20 protein-coding genes are annotated in these 21459 nt (G+C 30.3%); 10 read left to right on the top strand and 10 right to left on the bottom strand.

All coding sequences use genetic code 11. The features are described from left to right. Positions 1-34: 34 nt before the first annotated feature. Positions 35-286, bottom strand: coding sequence for a type B 50S ribosomal protein L31 (locus tag A8C32_RS12340; protein WP_069830734.1), 252 nt, complete (start codon positions 284-286; stop codon positions 35-37). 155 nt (positions 287-441) lie between these two features. Between A8C32_RS12340 and A8C32_RS12335 the strand changes: the two genes are divergently transcribed. The 7 genes from A8C32_RS12335 (at position 442) to A8C32_RS12305 (ending at position 7508) form a co-directional block, all read left to right on the top strand. After that, the gene (locus tag A8C32_RS12335; protein ID WP_069830733.1) at positions 442-972 is read left to right on the top strand and encodes a DUF4199 domain-containing protein; all 531 of its coding nucleotides are present in this window, start codon (positions 442-444) and stop codon (positions 970-972) included. Positions 973-1013: 41 nt separating this feature from the next. After that, positions 1014-1961 (top strand): glycosyltransferase family 2 protein, encoded by a 948-nt coding sequence (locus A8C32_RS12330; protein WP_069830732.1) that lies wholly within the window; start codon positions 1014-1016, stop codon positions 1959-1961. Between the two features lie 140 nt (positions 1962-2101). After that, positions 2102-3832, top strand: coding sequence for a phospho-sugar mutase (locus A8C32_RS12325; RefSeq protein WP_205635390.1), 1731 nt, complete (start codon positions 2102-2104; stop codon positions 3830-3832). Then, positions 3832-5664 carry an ABC transporter ATP-binding protein gene (locus A8C32_RS12320; RefSeq protein ID WP_069830731.1) on the top strand — a complete coding sequence of 611 codons (1833 nt, stop codon included), beginning with the start codon at positions 3832-3834 and terminating at the stop codon, positions 5662-5664. Before A8C32_RS12325 ends, A8C32_RS12320 begins: the two co-directional genes overlap by 1 nt. 290 nt (positions 5665-5954) lie before the next feature. Continuing rightward, positions 5955-6497, top strand: coding sequence for an RNA polymerase sigma factor (locus A8C32_RS12315; RefSeq protein WP_069830730.1), 543 nt, complete (start codon positions 5955-5957; stop codon positions 6495-6497). Between the two features lie 43 nt (positions 6498-6540). After that, positions 6541-7047 carry a hypothetical protein gene (locus A8C32_RS12310; RefSeq protein ID WP_069830729.1) on the top strand — a complete coding sequence of 169 codons (507 nt, stop codon included), beginning with the start codon at positions 6541-6543 and terminating at the stop codon, positions 7045-7047. A gap of 11 nt (positions 7048-7058) precedes the next feature. Then, positions 7059-7508 (top strand): hypothetical protein, encoded by a 450-nt coding sequence (locus tag A8C32_RS12305; RefSeq protein WP_069830728.1) that lies wholly within the window; start codon positions 7059-7061, stop codon positions 7506-7508. A gap of 55 nt (positions 7509-7563) precedes the next feature. On the opposite strand, the gene A8C32_RS12300 is transcribed toward A8C32_RS12305, so the two are convergent. The 8 genes from A8C32_RS12300 to A8C32_RS12265 form a co-directional block, all read right to left on the bottom strand. Beyond that, a complete protein-coding gene (locus A8C32_RS12300) occupies positions 7564-8625 on the bottom strand; it encodes a WD40/YVTN/BNR-like repeat-containing protein (protein ID WP_069830727.1) in 1062 nt (353 codons plus the stop codon). A 77-nt stretch (positions 8626-8702) separates the two neighbouring features. Beyond that, positions 8703-9341, bottom strand: coding sequence for an SCO family protein (locus A8C32_RS12295; protein ID WP_069830726.1), 639 nt, complete (start codon positions 9339-9341; stop codon positions 8703-8705). Between the two features lie 7 nt (positions 9342-9348). Then, positions 9349-9936: a toxin-antitoxin system YwqK family antitoxin gene (locus tag A8C32_RS12290; protein ID WP_069830725.1), complete on the bottom strand. Its 588-nt coding sequence runs from the start codon at positions 9934-9936 to the stop codon at positions 9349-9351. Beyond that, on the bottom strand, positions 9937-10716 hold the full coding sequence (locus A8C32_RS12285) for a YHYH protein (protein ID WP_069830724.1): 780 nt from the start codon (positions 10714-10716) through the stop codon (positions 9937-9939). A 230-nt stretch (positions 10717-10946) separates the two neighbouring features. Further along, positions 10947-11225, bottom strand: a complete 279-nt coding sequence (locus tag A8C32_RS12280; protein ID WP_069830723.1) for an EF-hand domain-containing protein — start codon at positions 11223-11225, stop codon at positions 10947-10949. A 127-nt stretch (positions 11226-11352) separates the two neighbouring features. Next, on the bottom strand, positions 11353-11865 hold the full coding sequence (locus tag A8C32_RS12275; protein WP_069830722.1) for a hypothetical protein: 513 nt from the start codon (positions 11863-11865) through the stop codon (positions 11353-11355). 2 nt (positions 11866-11867) lie between these two features. After that, positions 11868-12179: a hypothetical protein gene (locus tag A8C32_RS12270; RefSeq protein WP_069830721.1), complete on the bottom strand. Its 312-nt coding sequence runs from the start codon at positions 12177-12179 to the stop codon at positions 11868-11870. 38 nt (positions 12180-12217) lie between these two features. Continuing rightward, complete coding sequence (locus A8C32_RS12265; protein WP_069830720.1) at positions 12218-12796, bottom strand: RNA polymerase sigma factor; 579 nt, start codon at positions 12794-12796, stop codon at positions 12218-12220. A gap of 78 nt (positions 12797-12874) precedes the next feature. On the opposite strand from A8C32_RS12265, the gene A8C32_RS12260 reads away from it, so the two are divergent. Continuing rightward, positions 12875-14089, top strand: coding sequence for an RsmB/NOP family class I SAM-dependent RNA methyltransferase (locus A8C32_RS12260; protein ID WP_069830765.1), 1215 nt, complete (start codon positions 12875-12877; stop codon positions 14087-14089). 133 nt (positions 14090-14222) lie between these two features. On the opposite strand, the gene A8C32_RS12255 is transcribed toward A8C32_RS12260, so the two are convergent. After that, complete coding sequence (locus A8C32_RS12255) at positions 14223-15803, bottom strand: T9SS type A sorting domain-containing protein (RefSeq protein WP_069830719.1); 1581 nt, start codon at positions 15801-15803, stop codon at positions 14223-14225. Positions 15804-16168: 365 nt separating this feature from the next. On the opposite strand from A8C32_RS12255, the gene A8C32_RS12250 reads away from it, so the two are divergent. Beyond that, on the top strand, positions 16169-19192 hold the full coding sequence (locus A8C32_RS12250; RefSeq protein WP_069830718.1) for a G8 domain-containing protein: 3024 nt from the start codon (positions 16169-16171) through the stop codon (positions 19190-19192). A gap of 329 nt (positions 19193-19521) precedes the next feature. Beyond that, a complete protein-coding gene (locus A8C32_RS12245) occupies positions 19522-21342 on the top strand; it encodes an endonuclease (RefSeq protein WP_069830717.1) in 1821 nt (606 codons plus the stop codon). Positions 21343-21459: the final 117 nt, after the last annotated feature.

Raw genomic sequence — 21459 nt, 5'->3', positions numbered from 1 at the left:
GAAAGGCTCAATATATATTATATAACACTTAAATTTATTTTTTAAACTTAGCGTATTTAGTTTTGAATTTATCAATACGACCAGCTGTATCTACTAATTTAGATTTACCAGTGTAAAAAGGATGAGACGTTCTTGAAATTTCCATTTTAACAAGTGGATACTCAACACCATCAACCTCTAGAGTTTCATTAGTATTTGCTGTAGATTTAGTTAAAAACACATCATCGTTAGACATATCTTTAAATGCTACTATTCTATAATTTTCTGGATGTATACCTTTTCTCATCGCGTTTATTCTTTTCAATTTTGGAAGTGCAAATTTAAGTGTTTTTTATAAATATGCAACACTTTTTATTATTTTTTATTTCAATTACAAATGTAACGTTTTACTACCTTTGAATACTAACAAATCAACTAACAAAATTAATCATATAAAATATTATGGAAAAATCTTTGAAATCTATTGCTACTAATTTCGGTCTTTATTTAGGTTTATTGCTTGCTTTAATTACTGTTATAGCTTACTTAGTAAGCTTAGAATTGTTAACCAATACTTGGGTTGGAGTTTTTATAATGATAGCTATAATTGTTTTTGGTATTATTTCGGTTGCCAAAACAAAACAAGCTCAAAACGGTTTTGCCTCTTTTAAACAATCTTTTACATCCTACTTTATAACCGTACTTTTAGGTTTATTAATTAGCACATTAGTATCTTATTTGTTATTTAATTTTATTGATACAGAAGCTGCAGAAGTATTAAAAGAGAAGACCATTGAAAAAACGGTTCAAATGCTTGAAGGGTTTAACTCTCCTAGTCATGCCATAGATAAAGCTGTAGAACAAATTGAATCTCAAAACCAATATTCATTAGGCAATATAGCTAAAGGATTAGCTGGATATCTTGTCGTTTTTAGTATCATAGGACTAATAGTAGCAGCTGCTATGAAAAAAAGTAATCCAGAGGCAGAATAAATTCAGTATTTTTGAAGGGTTAAAATTTTGAAAACACTTAAATGAACATATCTGTAGTTATACCACTACTTAACGAACAAGAGTCTCTAACAGAACTACATGATTGGATTGCTAAAGTTATGCAATCCAATCGTTTTTCATATGAAATTATTTTTATTGATGATGGTAGCTCAGATAATTCATGGCAAATCATTTCAAAACTATCAACGAAAGACAATAACGTAAAAGGCATTCGTTTTTTAAAAAACTTTGGTAAATCTCAAGCACTACATGCAGGCTTTAAAAAAGCGCAAGGCAGTGTTGTTATTACTATGGATGCCGACTTACAAGATAATCCAGACGAGATTCCAGAGCTTTATAGCATGATAATTAATGATGGATTCGATTTAGTTTCTGGCTGGAAAAAAAAGCGTTACGATTCGGTTATTGCAAAAAACCTCCCTTCAAAACTATTCAATTGGGCAGCAAGAAAAACATCTGGTGTTAAATTAAATGATTTTAATTGCGGGCTTAAAGCCTACAACCTTGATGTTGTAAAAAATATAGATGTAAATGGTGAAATGCACCGTTACATTCCCGTACTTTCTAAAAATGCTGGTTTTGGTAATATTGGCGAAAAAATAGTAAAACATCAAGCTAGAAAGTATGGAGAAACCAAATTTGGCATGAACCGTTTTGTTCATGGTTTTTTAGATCTTATAACTATTTGGTTTTTATCTCGATTTGCAAAAAGTCCTATGCATTTATTTGGAGCTCTTGGCTTTATTATGTTTGCCATTGGATTTGGATTTTCCTTTTATTTAGGAATCGATAAATTATTTTTAAATCGCTCTGGTCGTTTAATAACACAGCGCCCAGAATTTTACATTGCATTAGCCACCATGGTAATTGGTACTCAGTTTTTTGTTGCTGGTTTTTTAGGTGAGCTAATTCTACGCAACAAATCAGACAAAAAGCGTTATTTAGTTAAAAACGAATTAAACCTATAATAATAGCTTTTATCATAAAACCTATAAATCTTAAAAACAACTAAAACGTTTGCGTTAAGTTTGAGCATTTACACTAAAAAAAAAGGATTAAACTAACTAACGAATTGTTTACTTTTGTAGTCCATCTTTTTATATAATTTATGATACATATAGAACCTAAAATTTTAGATAGAATAAACACGTGGTTAACTCCTGCTTTTGATGAAGATACTCAATCCTTTATAAAGGAAAGTATGGCTAACAATCCAGAAGAAATACAGGAAAGTTTTTATAAAGATTTAGAATTTGGTACTGGCGGTATGCGAGGTGTTATGGGCGTTGGCACCAATCGTATAAACAAATATACATTAGGTAAAAGTACGCAAGGATTAAGTGATTATTTACACCAATCTTTTCCAGATGAAAAATTAAAAGCTGTTATAGCTTACGATTGTAGACATAATAGTAAAACACTTGCAAAAGTAGTTGCCGATGTCTTTTCTGCAAACGGCATTGAAGTCTATTTATTTGAAGACTTACGTGCGACACCAGAATTATCATTCGCTGTAAAACATTTAAACTGCCATTGTGGTATTGTATTAACGGCTTCACATAACCCACCAGAATACAACGGTTATAAAGTATATTGGCAAGATGGTGGTCAATTAGTACCTCCTCATGATAGTGGTGTTATTAATCTTATTAACGACTTAGATTACGCAAATATTAAGTTTGAAGCAAACGATAAACTTATTAATTATATAGGAAAAGATGTAGACGATGTATTTATCGATGCTTCTGTAGAAAACGGTAGTGTTGGCGCTTCACAAACTGCTAAAGACAATTTAAATATTGTATTCACATCATTACACGGTACATCTATTACAGCTGTACCAGAAACATTAAAACGTGCTGGTTATAAAAATGTCCATATTGTTAAAGAACAAGAAGTTCCAAATGGCGACTTCCCAACTGTAGCTTCTCCAAATCCAGAAGAACCTGCAGCTTTAAAAATGGCCTTAGAATTAGCAGATACAGTAAACGCAGATATTGTTATAGGCACAGACCCAGATTGTGATAGGCTAGGCATTGCTGTACGTAACTCAGAAAATAAATTACAATTACTTAACGGAAATCAAACGATGGTCTTAATGACCGATTTCTTGCTTAAAAAGTGGAAAAAAGAAAATAAGATTAATGGTAAAGAATTTATTGCATCTACCATAGTATCTACACCAATGCTAAATAAATTAGCAGAAGCTTATCAAGTAGAAAGCAAAATTGTATTAACAGGTTTTAAATGGATTGCTAAACTAATAAAAGACTTTCCAGAATTAAACTTTATAGGTGGTGGTGAAGAAAGTTTTGGATACATGGTTGGTGATTTTGTACGCGATAAAGATGCCGTTACCTCTACCCTTTTAGCTTGTGAAATAGCTGCTCATGCTAAAGATAATGGAAGTTCTTTTTACAATGAACTTATTAAACTTTATTTAGAGCATGGTTGTTATAAAGAAAAGTTAGTATCGCTAACTAAAAAAGGTATTGAAGGTGCTCAAGAAATCAAACAAATGATGATTGATGCCAGAGAAAATCCTCTTAAAACAGTAAATGGCTCGAAAGTCGTTAAAATTGAAGATTACGATACATCAATAGCCAAAAACATGCTTACGGGTGAAGAAAATGCTATCGCTGTTCCTAAATCAAATGTATTAATATATTATACAGAAGATGGTAGTCAAGTTGCTTTAAGACCAAGTGGTACTGAACCTAAAATAAAATTTTATGTAAGCGTTAATACCGCTTTAAATTCTGTTGAAGATTTTAAAGAAACAGAAGCACAACTGGATTCTAAAGTTGATGCTATTTTAAAAGACATGAACCTTATTTAATGGATTACTTAAAGAAACTTTCTCGTTTTATTATTCCTTATAAAAAGTACGCCTTTTTAAACATTTTTTTTAACATTCTATACGCATTATTTGGTACACTTTCGTTTGTATCACTAATGCCTATGTTAAAAGTTTTGCTAAACACCGCCGAACGTATTAGAGAAAAACCTAATAAAATTAAGTACGACGGTATATTAGAATACGGTAATTACCTTGAAGATTCTTTAAATTATTTTATAACACAAAAAATTGAAACAGATGGACAGTATAGTGTCTTAATTTTAATGATCTGTGTTGTATTATCTACTTTTTTACTAAAAAATGCAGCTGGTTATTTTTCTAATTTCTTCTTAGCATACTTAAGAAATGGTATTTTAAAAGATATTAGAAATGAGCTATACGAAAAAACAGTTGAGTTACCTATTTCATATTTTTCAGAAAAAAGAAAAGGAGATATTATCGCTCGTATTTCTACAGATGTTAACGAAATTCAAAACTCACTATTAGCCATCTTAGAACTTTTAGTAAGAGAACCTCTTACTATCATCTTTACCATAATTGTAATGTTTACAATTAGTGTTAATCTTACTATTTTTGTTTTTATATTCATTCCTGTTTCTGGATTAATAATTTCATGGGTTGGAAAAAGTTTAAAGAAACATTCCAGTAGAGTCCAAGAAGAAAACGGAATATTTCTGTCTATTTTAGATGAAACTCTTAATGGACTTAAAGTAATTAAAGGTTTTAATGCCGAAACAAAATTTAGCAAAATATTTAAAAACTCGACTTCTAGGTTATTTAAATTTTCAAATAATTTAGCACACCGTCAAAACTTAGCTTCACCTACATCTGAATTTTTAGGCATAGTCGTAATTGCTGTTATTTTACTTTATGGAGGTAAAATGGTATTAGTAGACAAAATACTAACCTCGGATGAATTTATTACTTATATGGCTTTAGCATATAACATTTTAACTCCTGCAAAAGCAATTAGTAAAGCTACTTATAAAGTAAAAACAGGTAATGCATCTGCAGACCGTGTTTTAGAAATTTTAAATACAAACTCAAGTTTAAAAGACAAGCCTGATGCCATAACAAAAGACAGCTTTATTCAACAAGTTAAACTAAACAATGTTTCTTTTAAATACGAAGACGATTTAGTACTAAAAAACTTTTCTATTAATGTTCCTAAAGGAAAAAGTATTGCTCTAGTAGGACAATCTGGCAGTGGTAAAAGTACAATTGCAAACTTAGTCACTAGGTTTTATGATGTCACAAACGGAAGTATAACTATTGATGAAGACGATATAAGAGATTTAACAAAACAATCTTTACGTAGTTTAATGGGTCTTGTTACTCAAGATTCTATTTTATTTAATGATACTATAAAAAATAATATTTTAATAGGAGATGAAGACGCTAGTGATCAAGAGATAATTGAAGCATTAAAAATAGCTAATGCCTGGGAATTTGTTAAAGAATTACCTAAAGGCATCGACACAAATATTGGAGATTCTGGAAACAAATTATCTGGAGGACAAAAACAACGTTTAAGTATTGCTCGTGCAGTTCTTAAAAACCCACCTATCATGATTTTAGACGAAGCGACCTCAGCCCTTGATACAGAAAGTGAACGTTTAGTACAAGTAGCCTTAGAAAACATGATGAAAAACAGAACATCTATTATAATTGCGCATAGGCTATCTACTATTCAAAATGCAGATGAAATTGTTGTTCTTAACAAAGGGGAAATTACCGAACAAGGTAAACACAAAGACCTCATCGCTCAAAAAGGAGTCTACCAAAAATTAGTAGAAATGCAAAGTTTGTAATAAAACAATATATAAAAAGAAAAAAGGATAGAAATTTAGATTTCTATCCTTTTTTTGTTCATTGCTAGACTTGGGGACGACTAACAACATTAGTAGGTTTCTGATACAAATATACAGTAAACACCCCTATCTAACAAGAAAAAATTACATTTTATCGTCAATTAATGCATTTCATCGATTTTAAATAGATTAATACACTGTTTTTCAAAACATTAAAATATCGCCCTAAAAAAGAAAAAAACAGTTTAAACTTTTAGTATATTTATTAGTCTAAAGACTAAACAATTTTTGTGATAGACGAAACACAACTATTAGAGGAATTAAAATCTGAAAACGAAAAAAACCAAGCCTTTAAAGTGTTATTGAAGCTTTATAAGGAACGGTTATATTGGCACATTCGTAATATCGTTAAATCACATGATGATGCAGATGATGTACTTCAAAATACGTTTATTAAAATTTATAAAAACATTCATAACTTTAAAGGAGATAGTAAATTATTTTCATGGATGTATCGCATTGCTACTAATGAATCTATTACATTTATAAATAAAAAAGCCAAACAATTACAAATTACAAATGAAGAAGTGCAACAGCTTGCCATAAATAATTTAACTTCAGATGTTTATTTTGAAGGTGATGCCATTCAACTTAAATTACAACAAGCTATTGCTACTCTACCAGAAAAACAACAATTGGTTTTTAACATGAAGTATTTTGAACATATTAAATACAAAGATATGTCTGAAATTCTTAAAACTAGTGAAGGTGCTTTAAAAGCATCCTATCACATTGCTGTAAAAAAAATTGAAACTTATATAACTAACAATTAAACCTTTTAAATAGATTTAAGTCAAAACTACAAGATGTTAAACAATGAATAACAACAACTTACATAATATAAAATCTACAGGTTTTACAACCTCTAACGATTATTTTGAGTCTTTTGATGAAAAAATGTTAAGTAAATTAAAAAATGAAAATTATTTTGATTCTATTAAAAATACAGGTTTTAAAGTTTCTGAAAATTATTTTGATACATTAGAAGACGCTATTATAAGTAAGGTTTCTAACGAAAGAGAACCCAAAGTCATTCAAATATTTAGTAAAAGAAATTTGGTTTATATTTCAAGTATGGCTGCTGCTATTTTATTATTATTTAATCTTGCCATTTTTGATGATAAGCCAACTTTTGATTCCTTAGACATTGAAACGGTTGAAAATTATATTATGAATCAAAATATAAATTCTTTTGAAATAGCCTCTCTCTTAACAGATGAAGAACTTTCAGAAGAAAACTTTATACAAAACCAATTAGAAGAAAAAACAATTGAAGATTATATATTGAATAATATAGAAATTGAAGATTTGATTATTGAATAAAACATATACTAATGAAAATATTATTAATCCCCATATTAACATTATTCTTATCAATAAGTGCTCTAGGACAATCTAAGAAAGACCAAATTAAAGCACTTAAAGTGGCTTTTATTACAGAAAAACTAGAGCTATCTGAGAAAGAAGCTCAAAAATTCTGGCCTATTTATAACACTTACGATGATACCACAAGAAGAATTAAACAAAAAAATATACATAGTATACGACGTGAGATTAGGAAAAACATAGAAACCCTTACAGATGAGCAAGCTCTAAAGTTTTTAACTACTTTGGGAGAAGCAGAAAAACAACTAGTTATACAGCGTAAAAAATTAACAGAAAAGTTAAAAGGTGTTATTTCTCCTAAAAAAATAATCTTGTTAAGAATCTCGGAAGATGATTTTAATAGAAAAATATTTGAGCAATTTAAAAAAAGACATAAAACAAATAAAAAGAAAAATTAAACCAAAAGAGAAGTCAAAACGACTTCTCTCTTTTTATACCTCTTTTAAAACTCTTCTATTTATATTTTATAAAAAGAACCTTAGACACTCTTCCTGCTCCTGCAGCATATGCTACAGAATCATTTAAAAACCGAATAGTATAAAAACCTTCATCACTTAAATGTTTCCAAGTATCTCCTGAGTCATTAGAATAATCTATACCTTTAAACCCAACAGTTACCAATTCTTTACCCGCTCTATTTGGTATATATTGCACACAACTTCTATAACCAGGGTTTTTATTTTGTGCAACTAATTGCCATGTTTTACCTCCATCATCTGTTCTAATTTTATTATCAATATTATTATCAGGTTTGGTATAATCGCCGCCAATAGCAAATCCATTTAATTCATCGTAAAAATCTATAGAATATATACCTGTTGTCTCTAAACCTTGGACAATAGGTGTGTTATAAACCTCCCATGTATGTCCCTTATCTGCTGAATATAAAACCCTACTAACCTTCCCTCCTGTTGCAACCCATGTATGATTCCCTACAATAGCAATATTAGAATCACTGGCCGCAAAAGCAGCTTCACCTTCTTTAGCTTTTGGTAAATCTGCACAAGGTGATTTAGTCCATGTATCACCGCCATCTCTAGTTATAATAATACTCATACAACCATCTATTGGATCACCAATGACAATCCCTTCTTCTTCATTCCAAAAATCCATAGAATCGTAAAATGCTTTGGGGTGGTCTTCTTTGTAAACAACCTCATCTTCTAATTCTCCAAATTTAAATAATAAAGCAGGAGAAGCTATGCTCATAGTAAAACCGTTATTTAAATTTCCAGCTAAACACCTAAAGTTTGGAACAATAGTATCATGCCCTAATTGAATTAAGTTCTTATACGCTAACACATCTTGATTAGTAGAAATCACACCTATTCTCCCTGTAGATGTAGCAAAATAAACCAGACTTTCATCATAAACCTCCAAAGCCCTTACATTTAGCAATGAATCTTGTAAAAGCGTTTCAATTTGAACAGAAGAAAAATTCCTTATTTTAAACCTTTGTTTTTTTTCGCAAGAAAAAAATACTGCTAATAAAACTAAAATTACGATGTGTTTCATTTTCAAAAGATTTCCTTAAAAATAGAAAAGCTTCACTAAAAATAGCGAAGCTTTTCATTTAAAAACAAATAATAAAATCAAATCGTGCTTCTTAAAATTTTTACATGCCGCTTTAACCGTTCCACATCGACCTCTAAAGTACCATTATAAACACCTCGAATATACCCTTCTTTATCTACCAAAATAAAGTTTTCGGTATGTATAAACTCACTTTCATCTTGTGTTTTTTTAAAATCTTCATCTGCAAAATACCCATGTCTTGCTATATCATATAATGCTTCTTTATCTCCAGTAACCAAATGCCATTTTATACTATTTACATTATTATTCTTTGCATAATCCTTTAAAACGGAAATTGAATCTTTCCAAGGCATTACTGTATGCGACAATAATTTAATAACTTCATCATTTTTATAAAACTCTTGTAAATTCCCCATATTTTTAGTGAGTTTAGGACAAATCCCAGGACAACTTGTAAAAAAGAAATCTACTATATATATTTTTCCTTCATATGTTTTATTTGTAACTATTTCTCCATTCTGATTTATAAATGAAAAATCAGGAATTTTATGCGTTCCTTTAGTCCATTGCGGCGTAAAATCTGCTGAGTTAAAATAAGGTAACTTAGCCACTTTTTGTTTCGCTTTATTTTCTTTACATGAATATAAAACTAAAACTAAAAACAATAATGATATATATTTCTTACTAAAACTCATATTTATTTTACATTCCAGCCTGCAGAGTTATATCATCTGAATTGACTGTTACTTTATAACATTTCTTTAAACCAATTAACCCATAACGCTCACCATTTACAACTTCATAGTTAGCTTTAATAGCTCCATCTATTTTCCACAAACGCTGGCTTCCAACTTCTTTACCCTTTTTATAATTAAATTTTCTAAAAAGCTGACCAGTTTTATACCATTCTTTTACACTGCCATGATACTCTCCTTTATTATTAAAATGATATTCAAACTTTAAAATGCCATTATGCCACCAAGCTTTGTGAGTACCTGTTTTAAAACCTTTAGAATAATAACGCTCCATAAACTTAGTTCCATCATCATACCATTGCTTTTCGTACCCATGCTTTCTTCCTCCTAAATATTCAATTTTAGATTTTAATTTTTCGTTTTCATATTTAGCTACCAATTCTCCATTAAATGGTGTTTTTTTATAAAACAAAACACCATTTTCAAGTCTTAAATTAGAATCTAAAACATCTAAAGTCTTCCTACTTCTTTCTGCTGAGTTGCATGAATAAAATAGACATATAAAAAGGGCTAAATATTTTAAACTCTGTAGCATCTAATTAGTTATATTTCCTGGTATCCCAAAAAATCCATTTCCATTAATATAAGGATCTTGATTTGTTATATGATAATGATATATACCTTCAGGAAAATCTGCAGTTGCGCTTGTATGACCATGATAAGCATCTAAATCGTCATTAGTAATTACAGTTCCATTCTCCATAGGACCATATACAGGAAAACCATCCGATAGTAAACCTAAAAAAGCATCTTCTCCAAATTCTTGAGTTAAATATGTAGGTTCTATATGATAATGATATTGATCTCTTCCTGTTGGATGCCCGTTCCATTGATCGAATGAATTTATTTCGCCAGTTAAAGGAGCTCCTCCAGCTGCATATTGATTAAAAAACACAACACCATTTCTTGAAATACCAATTGGCCCCATAGGAGTAGCTTCCTTATTAGGCGCTTCAGAAGGATTTAGTGTTATTGTAAATACAATATTTTGTGCTGCAATTTCATTAGGGTTTTGGTTCCAACTTGAATTTGTCCCATTATAAGCTTCATATAATGGATTACTCGTAGCGTAATACGGGCTTTTATGATTTGGTAAATTTTGAGTAGTAAAAGTTACTGTATTACCATTAACAGCATAAGATAAACCTGCTGCATTGAATTTTGAAAGTATTGATGCGATATTATAATCTGTTTCCTCTACAGCTTCTTCTTCAGCTGCTATTAAATCATCACTATTGCTGCAGGCAATAAATGTAAAAATTGCTAATATTAAAATGCATATTAATGCTAAAACCTTTTTTAATAATTTTTTCATATTCATATTTTTAATGTTCTATTCAAAACAATTTCCTGATTATTACTGTTTTCAATATAATTATCTTCCCATGAATTATAAATCCTTATAATATTTAAGACCATTAGAGTTATTGTAAAAACAGTTAAACATATAATTAGTGTATTTTTCATAGTCTTTCTTCTTCTTATATTGAGGGTATAATTATTTAGATGCACTTAATAAAAAAAACTTGCGGTTTATATAAAAAATTAATCTTTTTTAGGTTTATGCCCCTTGGGTTTGGGAGAATTCACCAATTCTTCTTGAGTAATAAAACCATCGTTATTAGCATCAACTTTAGAAAAATGCGCTTTTAATGGTCCTTTAATTTCATCTAAAGCAAGTTTTCCATCTTCATTAGTATCCATCTCTTTAAATAATTCTTCTACAGATGGAGGCTCTTGTCTATTCGGCCTTTTATTTGATTGTCCAAAAGAATTAATTGAAATAAATAATATTATTACTAATCCAAATCTTAATTTTCTCATCTTATAAAACTTTAATGTTACAATCTTTTAGATGCGTTTTACTTTTTAAACTTGCGCTTGGCTTTTCTAAAAAATCAAAAAAAAAGACCTTCAGTATTTTGAAGGTCTAAAATTGTATTGTAAATCATTAATGTTTTGGCTGTGGAGGCCTATGTCCTTTTGGTCTTTCTGGATGAGGAGGTCTTTGTCCCCTTTGCTCTCTTCCTGCCTTATGCAGTGCATCATTAATTATTTTCTTGAATTCTTCTTTTTGATCTTCATTACATATTTCCTGTATGCTTTTAAAATGATAAAAAGTCATTTTCTCCTTTTCTATTTCTTTTTCTCCTATCAATGTGGTTATAGAATCTATAACTTCTCTATCTATAACGGCATCAGATAATCTATTAAACAAAGCATCTTTTAACCTCTTAATTCCATGAGAAATATGCCTCATTTTTTGATGATGATCTGCATTTAATTCTCTAAATTCTTTTAATTGAGACCCATCAAATTGAAGTTCTTTTACAATAAAATCCATAGGCCTTGGTGGTCTTTTTCCTTTTTCGCTACTGGTACTCCCCATATAATTATATAAGAAAAAACCATTAACTACAATTAAAAAAATAAGAAGAATATATAAAAGCGTATTTTTTTGCATGATTAATTAAATAAAATGGGTTCAGTGCTTGTAGATAAACCATAAGATTCTGCAAACTCATTAATATTTTCATCATAAGTAGCGCCTTGTAACTTTGAAAAAGCAATCAGATTTAATGCAATTATACAAACTAAAGTTGCAAATTGTAATTTTGGGGTAAACCAAGACCATACGACCTGTGGCTCTTCCTTTTCTGTAAATAAACGTTGCATGGTTTTATCTTTAAAAAAAGGAGAGACATTAACCGATTCAATAACATCAACCGACTTAAAAGTCATATCTATTTTATCTTGAATATCTTTATTATTCTTCATTGTATTATTTTAGATGCAATAAGTTTTAAAAACTTGCGCTAATATTTATTTTTATAAAAATTTTCTAATAATTGTTGTAAATTCTTTTTTGCTCTAAACATTAGAGACTCTACAGACGAAAGACTTTTCTCTGTTATATCACTTATTTCTTGATAACTCTTACCATCTACTTTACTTAACGTAAATACTACTTTTTGAGCTTCTGGTAATTGGTTAATAGCTCTAAATAAAGTTTCATTTTCCTCTTTATTCTCTAAAATGATTCCTGGATGATTCATTTCGGTAAAATATTTTGTTTTATCTATAGGAATGTCATTACCAAATAACGCTTGTAAAAAGGCAAAGCGTTTTTTAGCATTTTTCTTTCTAATAAATTCTAAAGATTTATTGGTTGCAATTCTATAAATCCAAGTAGATAATTTAGAATTTCCTTTAAATTTATTAATAGAATTAAAAACTTCAACAAAAACTTCTTGAGCTATATCTTCGGCATCTTCTTTATTTGGTACAAAAGAAATACAAGTAGAAAATACTTTTTGCTGAAAAATATCGAGCAATTTACCATAAGCAGATTGCTTTCCTTCTCTTAAATCATTTATAAAATCTTTATCTTCCAAACATGAATTTTATTCCGGAGCAAATTAAGAAAATTAATTGACGAATTAAACGTAACTTTGCAGCCTTATTTATAGATGATGCGATTACACAGAAACTTATGCTTTTCAGTTATTGACGGTTTAACTTTAATTTTTAATGAAGGAAAGTATGCCGATAAAGTGATACAACAACTTTTAAAACGTGACAAACGTTGGGGAGCTCGCGACCGTGGTTTTGTAGCTGAAACCACTTATGATATTGTACGTTGGAAACGTTTGTACGCGGAAATTGCTGAAGTAAAAGCTCCTTTCGACAGAGATAACCTATGGCGTATGTTTGCTGTCTGGGCAACCTTAAAAGGTATAAAACTGCCAGATTGGAAGTATTTTGAAAATACACCTACACGTAAAATTAAAGGTCGATTTGATGAGCTTTCTAAAATTAGAAAACTTAAAGAATCCATTCCAGATTGGATTGACGAATTAGGCGAAAAGGAACTAGGGTCTGAAGTTTGGTCTAAAGAGATCACAGCTTTAAACGAGCAAGCCGATGTTGTTTTAAGAGTAAATACCTTAAAAACTACCAAAGAAAAATTGCAAGCCCAATTATTCGATTTAGATATAGAAACCGAATTTTTAAAAGGCTATCCAAATGCTTTAAAATTAAAAGAACGCGCTAATGTTTTTACTTCTGAAGCTTTTAAAAATGGCTATTTTGAAGTACAAGATGCATCTTCACAATTAGTTGCTGAATTTTTAAACGTAAAACCTGGTATGCGCGTAGTAGATACCTGTGCTGGTGCTGGTGGAAAAACATTGCATATAGCCTCTTTAATGGAAAATAAAGGGCAAATTATTGCTATGGACATTTATGAAAATAAACTTAATGAATTAAAACGAAGAGCTAAACGAAATGGTGCTCATAACATAGAAAATCGTGTTATTGATTCTACTAAACCTATCAAAAAACTTTATGATAAAGCCGATCGTGTTTTAATTGATGCACCTTGTTCTGGATTGGGAGTTTTACGTAGAAATCCTGATGCTAAATGGAAATTACAGCCCGATTTTATTGAAAAAATAAAGAAAACGCAACAAGACATTTTACAACGGTATTCTAGAATGGTTAAAGCTGGTGGACAACTTGTCTATGCAACCTGTTCTGTATTACCTTCTGAAAACCAAAATCAAGTCGCTACCTTTTTAAAATCTGAAGCTGGAAAAGACTTTAGCTTGGTTAAAGACAAGAAGGTATTAGTTCATAAATCTGGCTTTGATGGATTTTATATGGCATTACTAGAAAAGAAAGCATAAAAACTATTAAAATATAACCTAATAAATTTCATATTTTATTAGATCATTTTTTATAATTAAAAACCACAATAAAATCTAAGGTTTTACTATGGTTTTTAATTAAAATATTCTTTTTTAATGCTTAAAATAGCAATTAAAAATGAATAAACTTTTTAGTTTGTGTACCATCAGAAATTAAATAAACACCTTTATCTAATTTGCTAACATCTAGCTGAATAACATTATTGTTTTTAGTTGGTTTTAATTCCATAATAACCTGACCTGCTATTCCGTATACAATAATTTTTGATTTAGCTCCTTTTACATTCACCACTCCTAACGTTCGGTTTTGAGAAATACTAAATGAAGAAACACTTTCTTCTGTATTACTACTAACTTCACTCTTTCTTGATATAGCTAGAGAAGTTCTATTACAACCTCTTACTTTATCTCCATCATATACCACTTTTTTACTACGCCCACTTCTTTCAAACGTACCTGTTATATTAGATAGTTCTGGTAATACAACAGTAGGTTTATAACAGCCTCTTGCTTTAGACCCTACAGAAGTACAACTATTATCTGGATCTGCACTATCCCTTACGACAGCAATCGAAGTCCCATGAGTACTCTCTTCATCTTCGTTGCTTTTTGCCCGTTTTTTTAATTCTGCACTCGTATTACAGTTGTAAAACTGAAAGTCTTTTCCTTTAACCTGAGCTAAATTACCTCCAACCACTTTAGAAATTTGGATATACGATTTATCGCTAAAAGTCCCTAGGTTATCAATACTTCCTTTTTCTTTTCTATCTTTAAATCCTCCTGAAATTATAACGGCATAAGTAGAACCTATAGATGTAATTCCACTTATATCTACTTGACCTTGATTAACACGATGTGGAGATAAATCTACAGCAGATAAACCATTGGTACTTGTTATTCCTTTAGCTACAATATCGTCAACTGTTTCAATATTATTCACACTAATTTGACCAGATCCAGTTTCTATTCTAAGCGTTATTCCTCCTGTACAATTTATATTTTTAAACAAAACTGTTTTGGCAGACTGGGTTTGTACAGCACCATAACCAACATGATTATTTATAGTGTAAATGTTTTGAACGATGCCTCCCGTTGCTATATGTCTTTTATTTCTAGATTTTGGTAAATTCATAACAATATTATTGAATTTAGTGTAATCATCAATAATATCTATACCAGAAATTTTAAAGTTTTTAACATACCTAAGCGCTATAAGAGATACACCTCTATCTACATCTCCCTCTAATCTTGCCTTAAATGCATCTATTTTTTTTCGACTATTTTCTTTTGTACTTGTAATAGCTACATTTTCTACTAAACCTGTATCTCCAACATTAAATACTGTCGTATTAGAACTAACTATTAAATTTTCGATAGTTACTCTTGGATCTATTTTAAGGTGAATATTACTTTTTAAATGAACCTGATTCAAATAAAACACACTTTTTCCATTATGAGGTAGCAAGTATATAGTTCCTCCTCCTTTTTTTGATGTTTTATCAATTAATTCATTTAAAATATTAGAATCTCTAGTGTTTTTACCTCCAGTTAAACTCTTAACACTAATACTATCATTAGGAATATTATCTGTAAAGAAACGACGCTCATTAAGGTCTAGCCTTTGTGCAAATATTGAAGACGTAGACGTTGCCATTAAAAAAGCAATCGCAAATTTTATTTTAGTTCTTTTCATGTTTTTAAATTGATTAAATTATTAATTAGTATTTAAGGGGTGTATTTTATAACGTTAATAAAATCTTAGAGTTTTCAAACTAAGAACAAAGTAAATTACCACATAGATCTCCTGAATCTAAAAATCTCATATTAATTTTAATTAACATATAAACAACAATAAAAAATATTACTCTTAATAATAATATATAAAAAAGCAAATATCTTTATAAGTAAAGGATTATAGTTATTATATGAATTTTAATATATTTTTGTGATGTAAAAATGCTGAAAAAAAAATTAAAATCGTATAATAAAGTAATTTTTTTTAAGTTGCACTAACGCCTGAAACAAGAAAAACTCAGGCAATAACCCAAATCAATAATAATGAAAAAAAAAATTAAAATCGCTAGATCTAAATCTAACAAAAAACTACTGAAACACCTGTTTTCTTTCCTTTTCTTAATATGCATTAGCTCTATTTACAGTCAAACATTAGATGTCCATAAAGCTATAAAAAACGGCAATTGGTCTAACCCAAATACTTGGGATAAAGGAGTCCCCGATGTATCAGATCGTGTAATAATTAGCAATGGAATTACAGTAAACATTAATAATTCTCATGATGTTGGTGAAATTGTTGTACATGGTGTTTTAAAAGTTGCTGAAAATAATGTACTAGATAAAACACTTAATACCCGTTGGATACATGTAAATAGCGGTGGTCTTTTTCAAATCGGAACTTCTACAAATAGGTTTGACAAAGGAAATTTCACATTAACATTAAATGGAACTTCTCCAAAAGCTAACCATACCATTCCTATGGCAGGAGGAGCAAACATGAATATCTCTGGTAATGATGGATTTATCATGGCTGGAGGAAATGGTAGACTAGTGTTTTATGGTCAAAATAAATTAAGTTTCACAAAACTATCTCGAACCGCCGAAAAAAACGACAATTCAATTACTGTTGCTAATATTATAGATCGTAATCATGATGGAAACCTATCTTCTACAGAAGATGGTACTCTAAATTGGGAAGTAGGAGACGAAATTGTTATTGCAAGTAGTTCTGAAGATTACACTGAAGAAGATGTTAGAACAATAACAGCCATTGAACTAAGAGGAGTAAATACGCGTTTAACGCTAGATCGCCCATTAAGCTACAGGCATTATGGGGAAATTGAAACTTATGCTAAAAATTTTGATGCAAAAAGTTTTAATACAGACCGTAAACCTATTAAAATAGACTTAAGAGCAGAAGTAGCATTGTTAAGTAGAAATATTAAAATACAAGGCTTAGCTTCTCAAGATACTGATGATCATTTTGGAGACAGAAAAAAGCTTACAATAGATCAAGGAAAAGCTTCAAATGGTGTTGGTGGTAATGTAATGATAATGCCTACTGCTGGTCCTATTGAAGTTGATGGTATTCAACTTCACTTAATGGGGCAATCTGGTAGATTAGGTAGATATCCTTTTCATTGGCACGTAGCTCGAGATCGTAAAGGTGATTTTTTCAAAAATTCTAGTATCACCAACAGTAATAACAGAGCTGTTGTAGTACATACTACCGATAATGTTTTAGTAGAAGGTATTGTTGCTCATGATCTTCACGGACATGCTTTCTTTACAGAAGATGGTGTAGAAGAAGGAAATAGATTTATAAACAATATAGCTTTTGGAGTTCATAGAGTACATGAAAAAGAATCGTTTCAAGGTAAAGCGTTTATAGTAGATGATACAGATACGTTTCATGATGGTGGAGAGCGTTTTAGAACAACTGCTGCATACTGGATAGCTAATGCTGGTAATGAATTTACTGGTAACATATGTGCTGGTTCTCAAGGAAGCGGATTTTGGTTTGCTCCACCTCCTTCTCCAAGAGGTCTTGCTGGATATATTTCAGAATACGATAATTATAAGCCTAAAGAAATAGCTTTACTTAAATTTAAAGACAATTCGGTACACTCAACAGTTACCGGTTTTGTAACATTATCTCGTAGGTCAAGAAACTCAGGAGATTTTAATCAAAACGAAAACTTTTTCAACCATATAGATCCTGTTTTCGAAAACTTTACAGTATACCAAACAAATGTTGGTGTTTACCCTTTGTTTAGTAATATAACTCACATTTTTAAAAACTTTAAAGCTGCAGATGTAGAAACTATTAGTTACGACTCTGATCCTACTCTTTTTGATGGCGGGCTTTTTCTTGGTCTTAGCAAAGGAAACCCTTACAAAGGAAAAATTGTAGGTACTCATTTTTACCATGGAAACTCTATTTTTAAAGATATTCATATTGCTGGATTTAATAAAGGAGGTAATTCGATTATGTTTAAATCCATTAGTGGAAATCGTGTTCGCCCAGCTTGCGAAGTAGAAGGTTTAAGTTTTGAAAACGATAAATCTTATAGCAATATGATTGTTGCACAAAGAACAAATCACAGAGATACCAGAGAAGTTTATGATAGAGACGGTTCTCTTACTACTGGATTTGGAGGTGGTCCTGGCTATACTTTTATAGGAAATACAACTTGGACTGTAGACCCTAGTTTAGGAGAAACTCCTGCTCCAAATGATTTTAGATGGGTAGTTTCTAAACAACGATTTGGTAATCTTCAAACAAGACATAAAGGTAATGATAAAAAGATTCCAGACATCTTCTTAACTACTCCGCATGGTGTTAAAGAAAGGTTTCATATAGGTAATTCAGATCACAGAAGAGCTCAACTACGCTTAGGTGGTGAGTATAAAATGGAATTCCCTAATGGTTACAATACTTCTAATCATGAAATGGAATTAACATTTCATCAATGGTCAATGCCAAAAAACACTATTGGAGTAACCTTACGTATGGTAGATATGGCCAATATTATTAGACCAAGAAGTTCTAAATCTAATATAGATTTACCAGAATTTAATACTTTACAAGAGCTTCGTAATTCAAAAGAAGACGGTTATTACAAATCTAGAAAAGATCTTTACTTAAAACTTATGAACCGTACAAAAGGAGTTCATGAAGGTTACATTAAGTTTGTAAAAGACGAAGGTAGAAACAATAACAATGGAGAAGATTCAAACCCTAACCCTAATAACCCAAAACCTTTAAAATACTCATTATCAATAACCACAAATAATTCTAATCTTTCAGATAAGAGTATAACTATACACCCTAATCCTTTTTCTAATTTTGTAAATATTACATCGCTTTCCAATAATTTTAAAATAGAGCAAATTTCAATATTAGATATTACAGGAAAAAATCTTTTAGATCCTAAAGAAATAACTAAAACAAATAACATTGATTTAAGTTTCCTTTCTTCTGGTATTTATTTTGTAAAAGTTGATATTAAAACCTCTGAATCTTCAAGTACAGAAACTATCATAAAAAAGATAGTTAAAGAATAGTAAACTATTTAAATTAATTATGAGTAACCATAACACAAATAGCTTTATAATTCCCCGTTAGTTACTACATATATTTAAAGTACATTACAAATCAATATTTAAAAACCGAAGTCTACAAGCTTCGGTTTTTTTTATGCCTTTTTACTAATAACACGTATAATCCTACATATACTTTTGAATAAACGTCATTAATTATAAAAAAAACAACAAATTGACAAAACCTTAACATCTAAATCTATAAAAGAATTTATTTTCGCAAAAAATAAATTGTAAACCCATAAACCTCATTTTTATGAAGTTTATGCTCTCATTTCTAACAAAAAGAACTTATGAAAAAACATTTTTACCTAGTACTATTCTTATTTATCAATTATCTAGGGTTCTCACAATTAACACCTCCTGCTCAACTACAAGCTTATTATAAAGATGTAGATTTTACGCAAACAGGTTTAACTTTATTTAATGATTTAGCTATTGAAACTGCTGTAAAACACACTAATTATTTAACATACTCTCCAGGTATTTGGGAAGCTAGTAAAATTACAGACCAAGACCCTTTAAATACGAGCAATGTCCTTTTAATTTATGGTTATAATGATACCGATGCTAACTTTATTACTGATAGAAGTAGAAATAAAAACAACAATGGTGGTAATCAAGGAACAGATTGGAATAGAGAACATACCTTTCCAAATTCTTTAGGAAACCCTAAACTGGAAACGTCTGGAAGAAATGTTCCTCCATATGCAGATGCTCATAACTTAAGACCATCTGATGTAAAAATGAATTCTAACAGAGGTAATTTAAAATTTGCAGCTGGATCTGGAAACGCAGGTAATACTGGTGCCAATTGGTACCCTGGAGACGAGTGGAAAGGTGATGCAGCTAGAATACTAATGTATATGTATTTAAGATATGGCGATCAATGTAAACCCGCTTTTGCTAGTGTTGGAACAACAAACGCTGTAGATCCAGATATGATTAATTTACTGTTAGAATGGAATGCTTCAGATCCTGTTTCTACAACAGAAGATAACAGAAACACATACCACGCCAACACTACTAATGCTTACGCACAAGGTAACAGAAATCCTTTTATTGATAATCCATACTTAGCTACAGTTATTTGGGGAGGAGCTCCTGCCGAAAACCGTTGGGGTAGTTCTGGACCATCGGACACCGAAGCACCTACAACACCAACAAATTTAGCAGCATCAAATCCTACAGAAACCACTGTCGATTTATCTTGGACTGCATCTACAGATAATACTGCTGTTATAACTTATAATGTTTATGTAGATGGTGCTTATTATGTATCAACAAACTCTACAACAACAACTATTACTATTAAAAATTTGTCTTCTAGCACAACTTACAGTTTTAGTGTTTTAGCTGCAGACTTAGCAAATAATACATCGCCATTAAGCACTGCCGTTAATGAAACAACTTTAGCTGCATCAAGCGGTAGTATAAATGCTTGTGCTTTCGAAACTTTTGAAGGTATGGAAGCTAATAACAGTTCTTATGCAGATAGATCTTGGGCTGGAAATGGCGGACAATGGACAGCTAAAAGAGCCAGAACAGATCAAACACTAAACAATAGAGCTATTTGTATTGATGTAAGAGGTACTAAAGATGGCGCTTTAACATCTCCAGAAATTGCTAATGGTATTGGCGAATTAACCATATCTACTCAAAGAGCTTTTAGCGGTGGAACTGGAAATTTAGATATCATTGTAAATTCAGTATTAAAAGGAACCATTCCTTATAGTGACGCTACTCAAACAACCACATTAAAAGATATTAATGTTGCAGGAAACGTAATTATCGAAATCTCTGAGTCTACTTCTGGTGGAGATCGAGTTATTATAGACGATTTATCTTGGACGTGCTACTCAACTTTAAGTGTAGATGAAAATATCTCAGAGAAATTCAAAATAACTCCAAATCCAATAAATGGAGCCTTTCTAAATATAAAAACCAACGAAAAAGCGAATTATACTATTCACGACATGCTTGGTAAAGTATTACTAACAGGATCTGTAAACCAGTTTAAACAAACATTAAACGTATCTTCATTAAATAAAGGGACTTATATTTTAAGAATAGACTCCCCTTCTGGAAATTTTACTAAAAAATTAATAAAATAATTATAATTTTTATTTCCAGAAAAAGCGACTTAATAGTCGCTTTTTTTATGGTTAATAACCACTTGAATAAGGCTATATTTTCAACATCGTATTTAGTTTAAAATACCACAAAAGAAA

The sequence above is a fragment of the Flavivirga aquatica genome, assembly GCF_001747085.1.
Taxonomy (GTDB): domain Bacteria; phylum Bacteroidota; class Bacteroidia; order Flavobacteriales; family Flavobacteriaceae; genus Algibacter_C; species Algibacter_C aquatica.
This window is presented reverse-complemented; position numbering and strand designations above follow the sequence as displayed.

Excerpts from the sequence above, each read along its gene's own strand:
- A8C32_RS12340 (WP_069830734.1), bottom strand. The coding sequence starts at position 286 with ATGAGAAAAGGTATACATCCAGAAAATTATAGAATAGTAGCATTTAAA.
- A8C32_RS12335 (WP_069830733.1), top strand. The coding sequence starts at position 442 with ATGGAAAAATCTTTGAAATCTATTGCTACTAATTTCGGTCTTTATTTA.
- A8C32_RS12330 (WP_069830732.1), top strand. The coding sequence starts at position 1,014 with ATGAACATATCTGTAGTTATACCACTACTTAACGAACAAGAGTCTCTA.
- A8C32_RS12325 (WP_205635390.1), top strand. The coding sequence starts at position 2,102 with ATGATACATATAGAACCTAAAATTTTAGATAGAATAAACACGTGGTTA.
- A8C32_RS12320 (WP_069830731.1), top strand. The coding sequence starts at position 3,832 with ATGGATTACTTAAAGAAACTTTCTCGTTTTATTATTCCTTATAAAAAG.
- A8C32_RS12310 (WP_069830729.1), top strand. The coding sequence starts at position 6,541 with ATGAATAACAACAACTTACATAATATAAAATCTACAGGTTTTACAACC.
- A8C32_RS12305 (WP_069830728.1), top strand. The coding sequence starts at position 7,059 with ATGAAAATATTATTAATCCCCATATTAACATTATTCTTATCAATAAGT.
- A8C32_RS12300 (WP_069830727.1), bottom strand. The coding sequence starts at position 8,625 with ATGAAACACATCGTAATTTTAGTTTTATTAGCAGTATTTTTTTCTTGC.
- A8C32_RS12295 (WP_069830726.1), bottom strand. The coding sequence starts at position 9,341 with ATGAGTTTTAGTAAGAAATATATATCATTATTGTTTTTAGTTTTAGTT.
- A8C32_RS12290 (WP_069830725.1), bottom strand. The coding sequence starts at position 9,936 with ATGCTACAGAGTTTAAAATATTTAGCCCTTTTTATATGTCTATTTTAT.
- A8C32_RS12285 (WP_069830724.1), bottom strand. The coding sequence starts at position 10,716 with ATGAAAAAATTATTAAAAAAGGTTTTAGCATTAATATGCATTTTAATA.
- A8C32_RS12280 (WP_069830723.1), bottom strand. The coding sequence starts at position 11,225 with ATGAGAAAATTAAGATTTGGATTAGTAATAATATTATTTATTTCAATT.
- A8C32_RS12275 (WP_069830722.1), bottom strand. The coding sequence starts at position 11,865 with ATGCAAAAAAATACGCTTTTATATATTCTTCTTATTTTTTTAATTGTA.
- A8C32_RS12270 (WP_069830721.1), bottom strand. The coding sequence starts at position 12,179 with ATGAAGAATAATAAAGATATTCAAGATAAAATAGATATGACTTTTAAG.
- A8C32_RS12260 (WP_069830765.1), top strand. The coding sequence starts at position 12,875 with ATGCGATTACACAGAAACTTATGCTTTTCAGTTATTGACGGTTTAACT.
- A8C32_RS12255 (WP_069830719.1), bottom strand. The coding sequence starts at position 15,803 with ATGAAAAGAACTAAAATAAAATTTGCGATTGCTTTTTTAATGGCAACG.
- A8C32_RS12250 (WP_069830718.1), top strand. The coding sequence starts at position 16,169 with ATGAAAAAAAAAATTAAAATCGCTAGATCTAAATCTAACAAAAAACTA.
- A8C32_RS12245 (WP_069830717.1), top strand. The coding sequence starts at position 19,522 with ATGAAAAAACATTTTTACCTAGTACTATTCTTATTTATCAATTATCTA.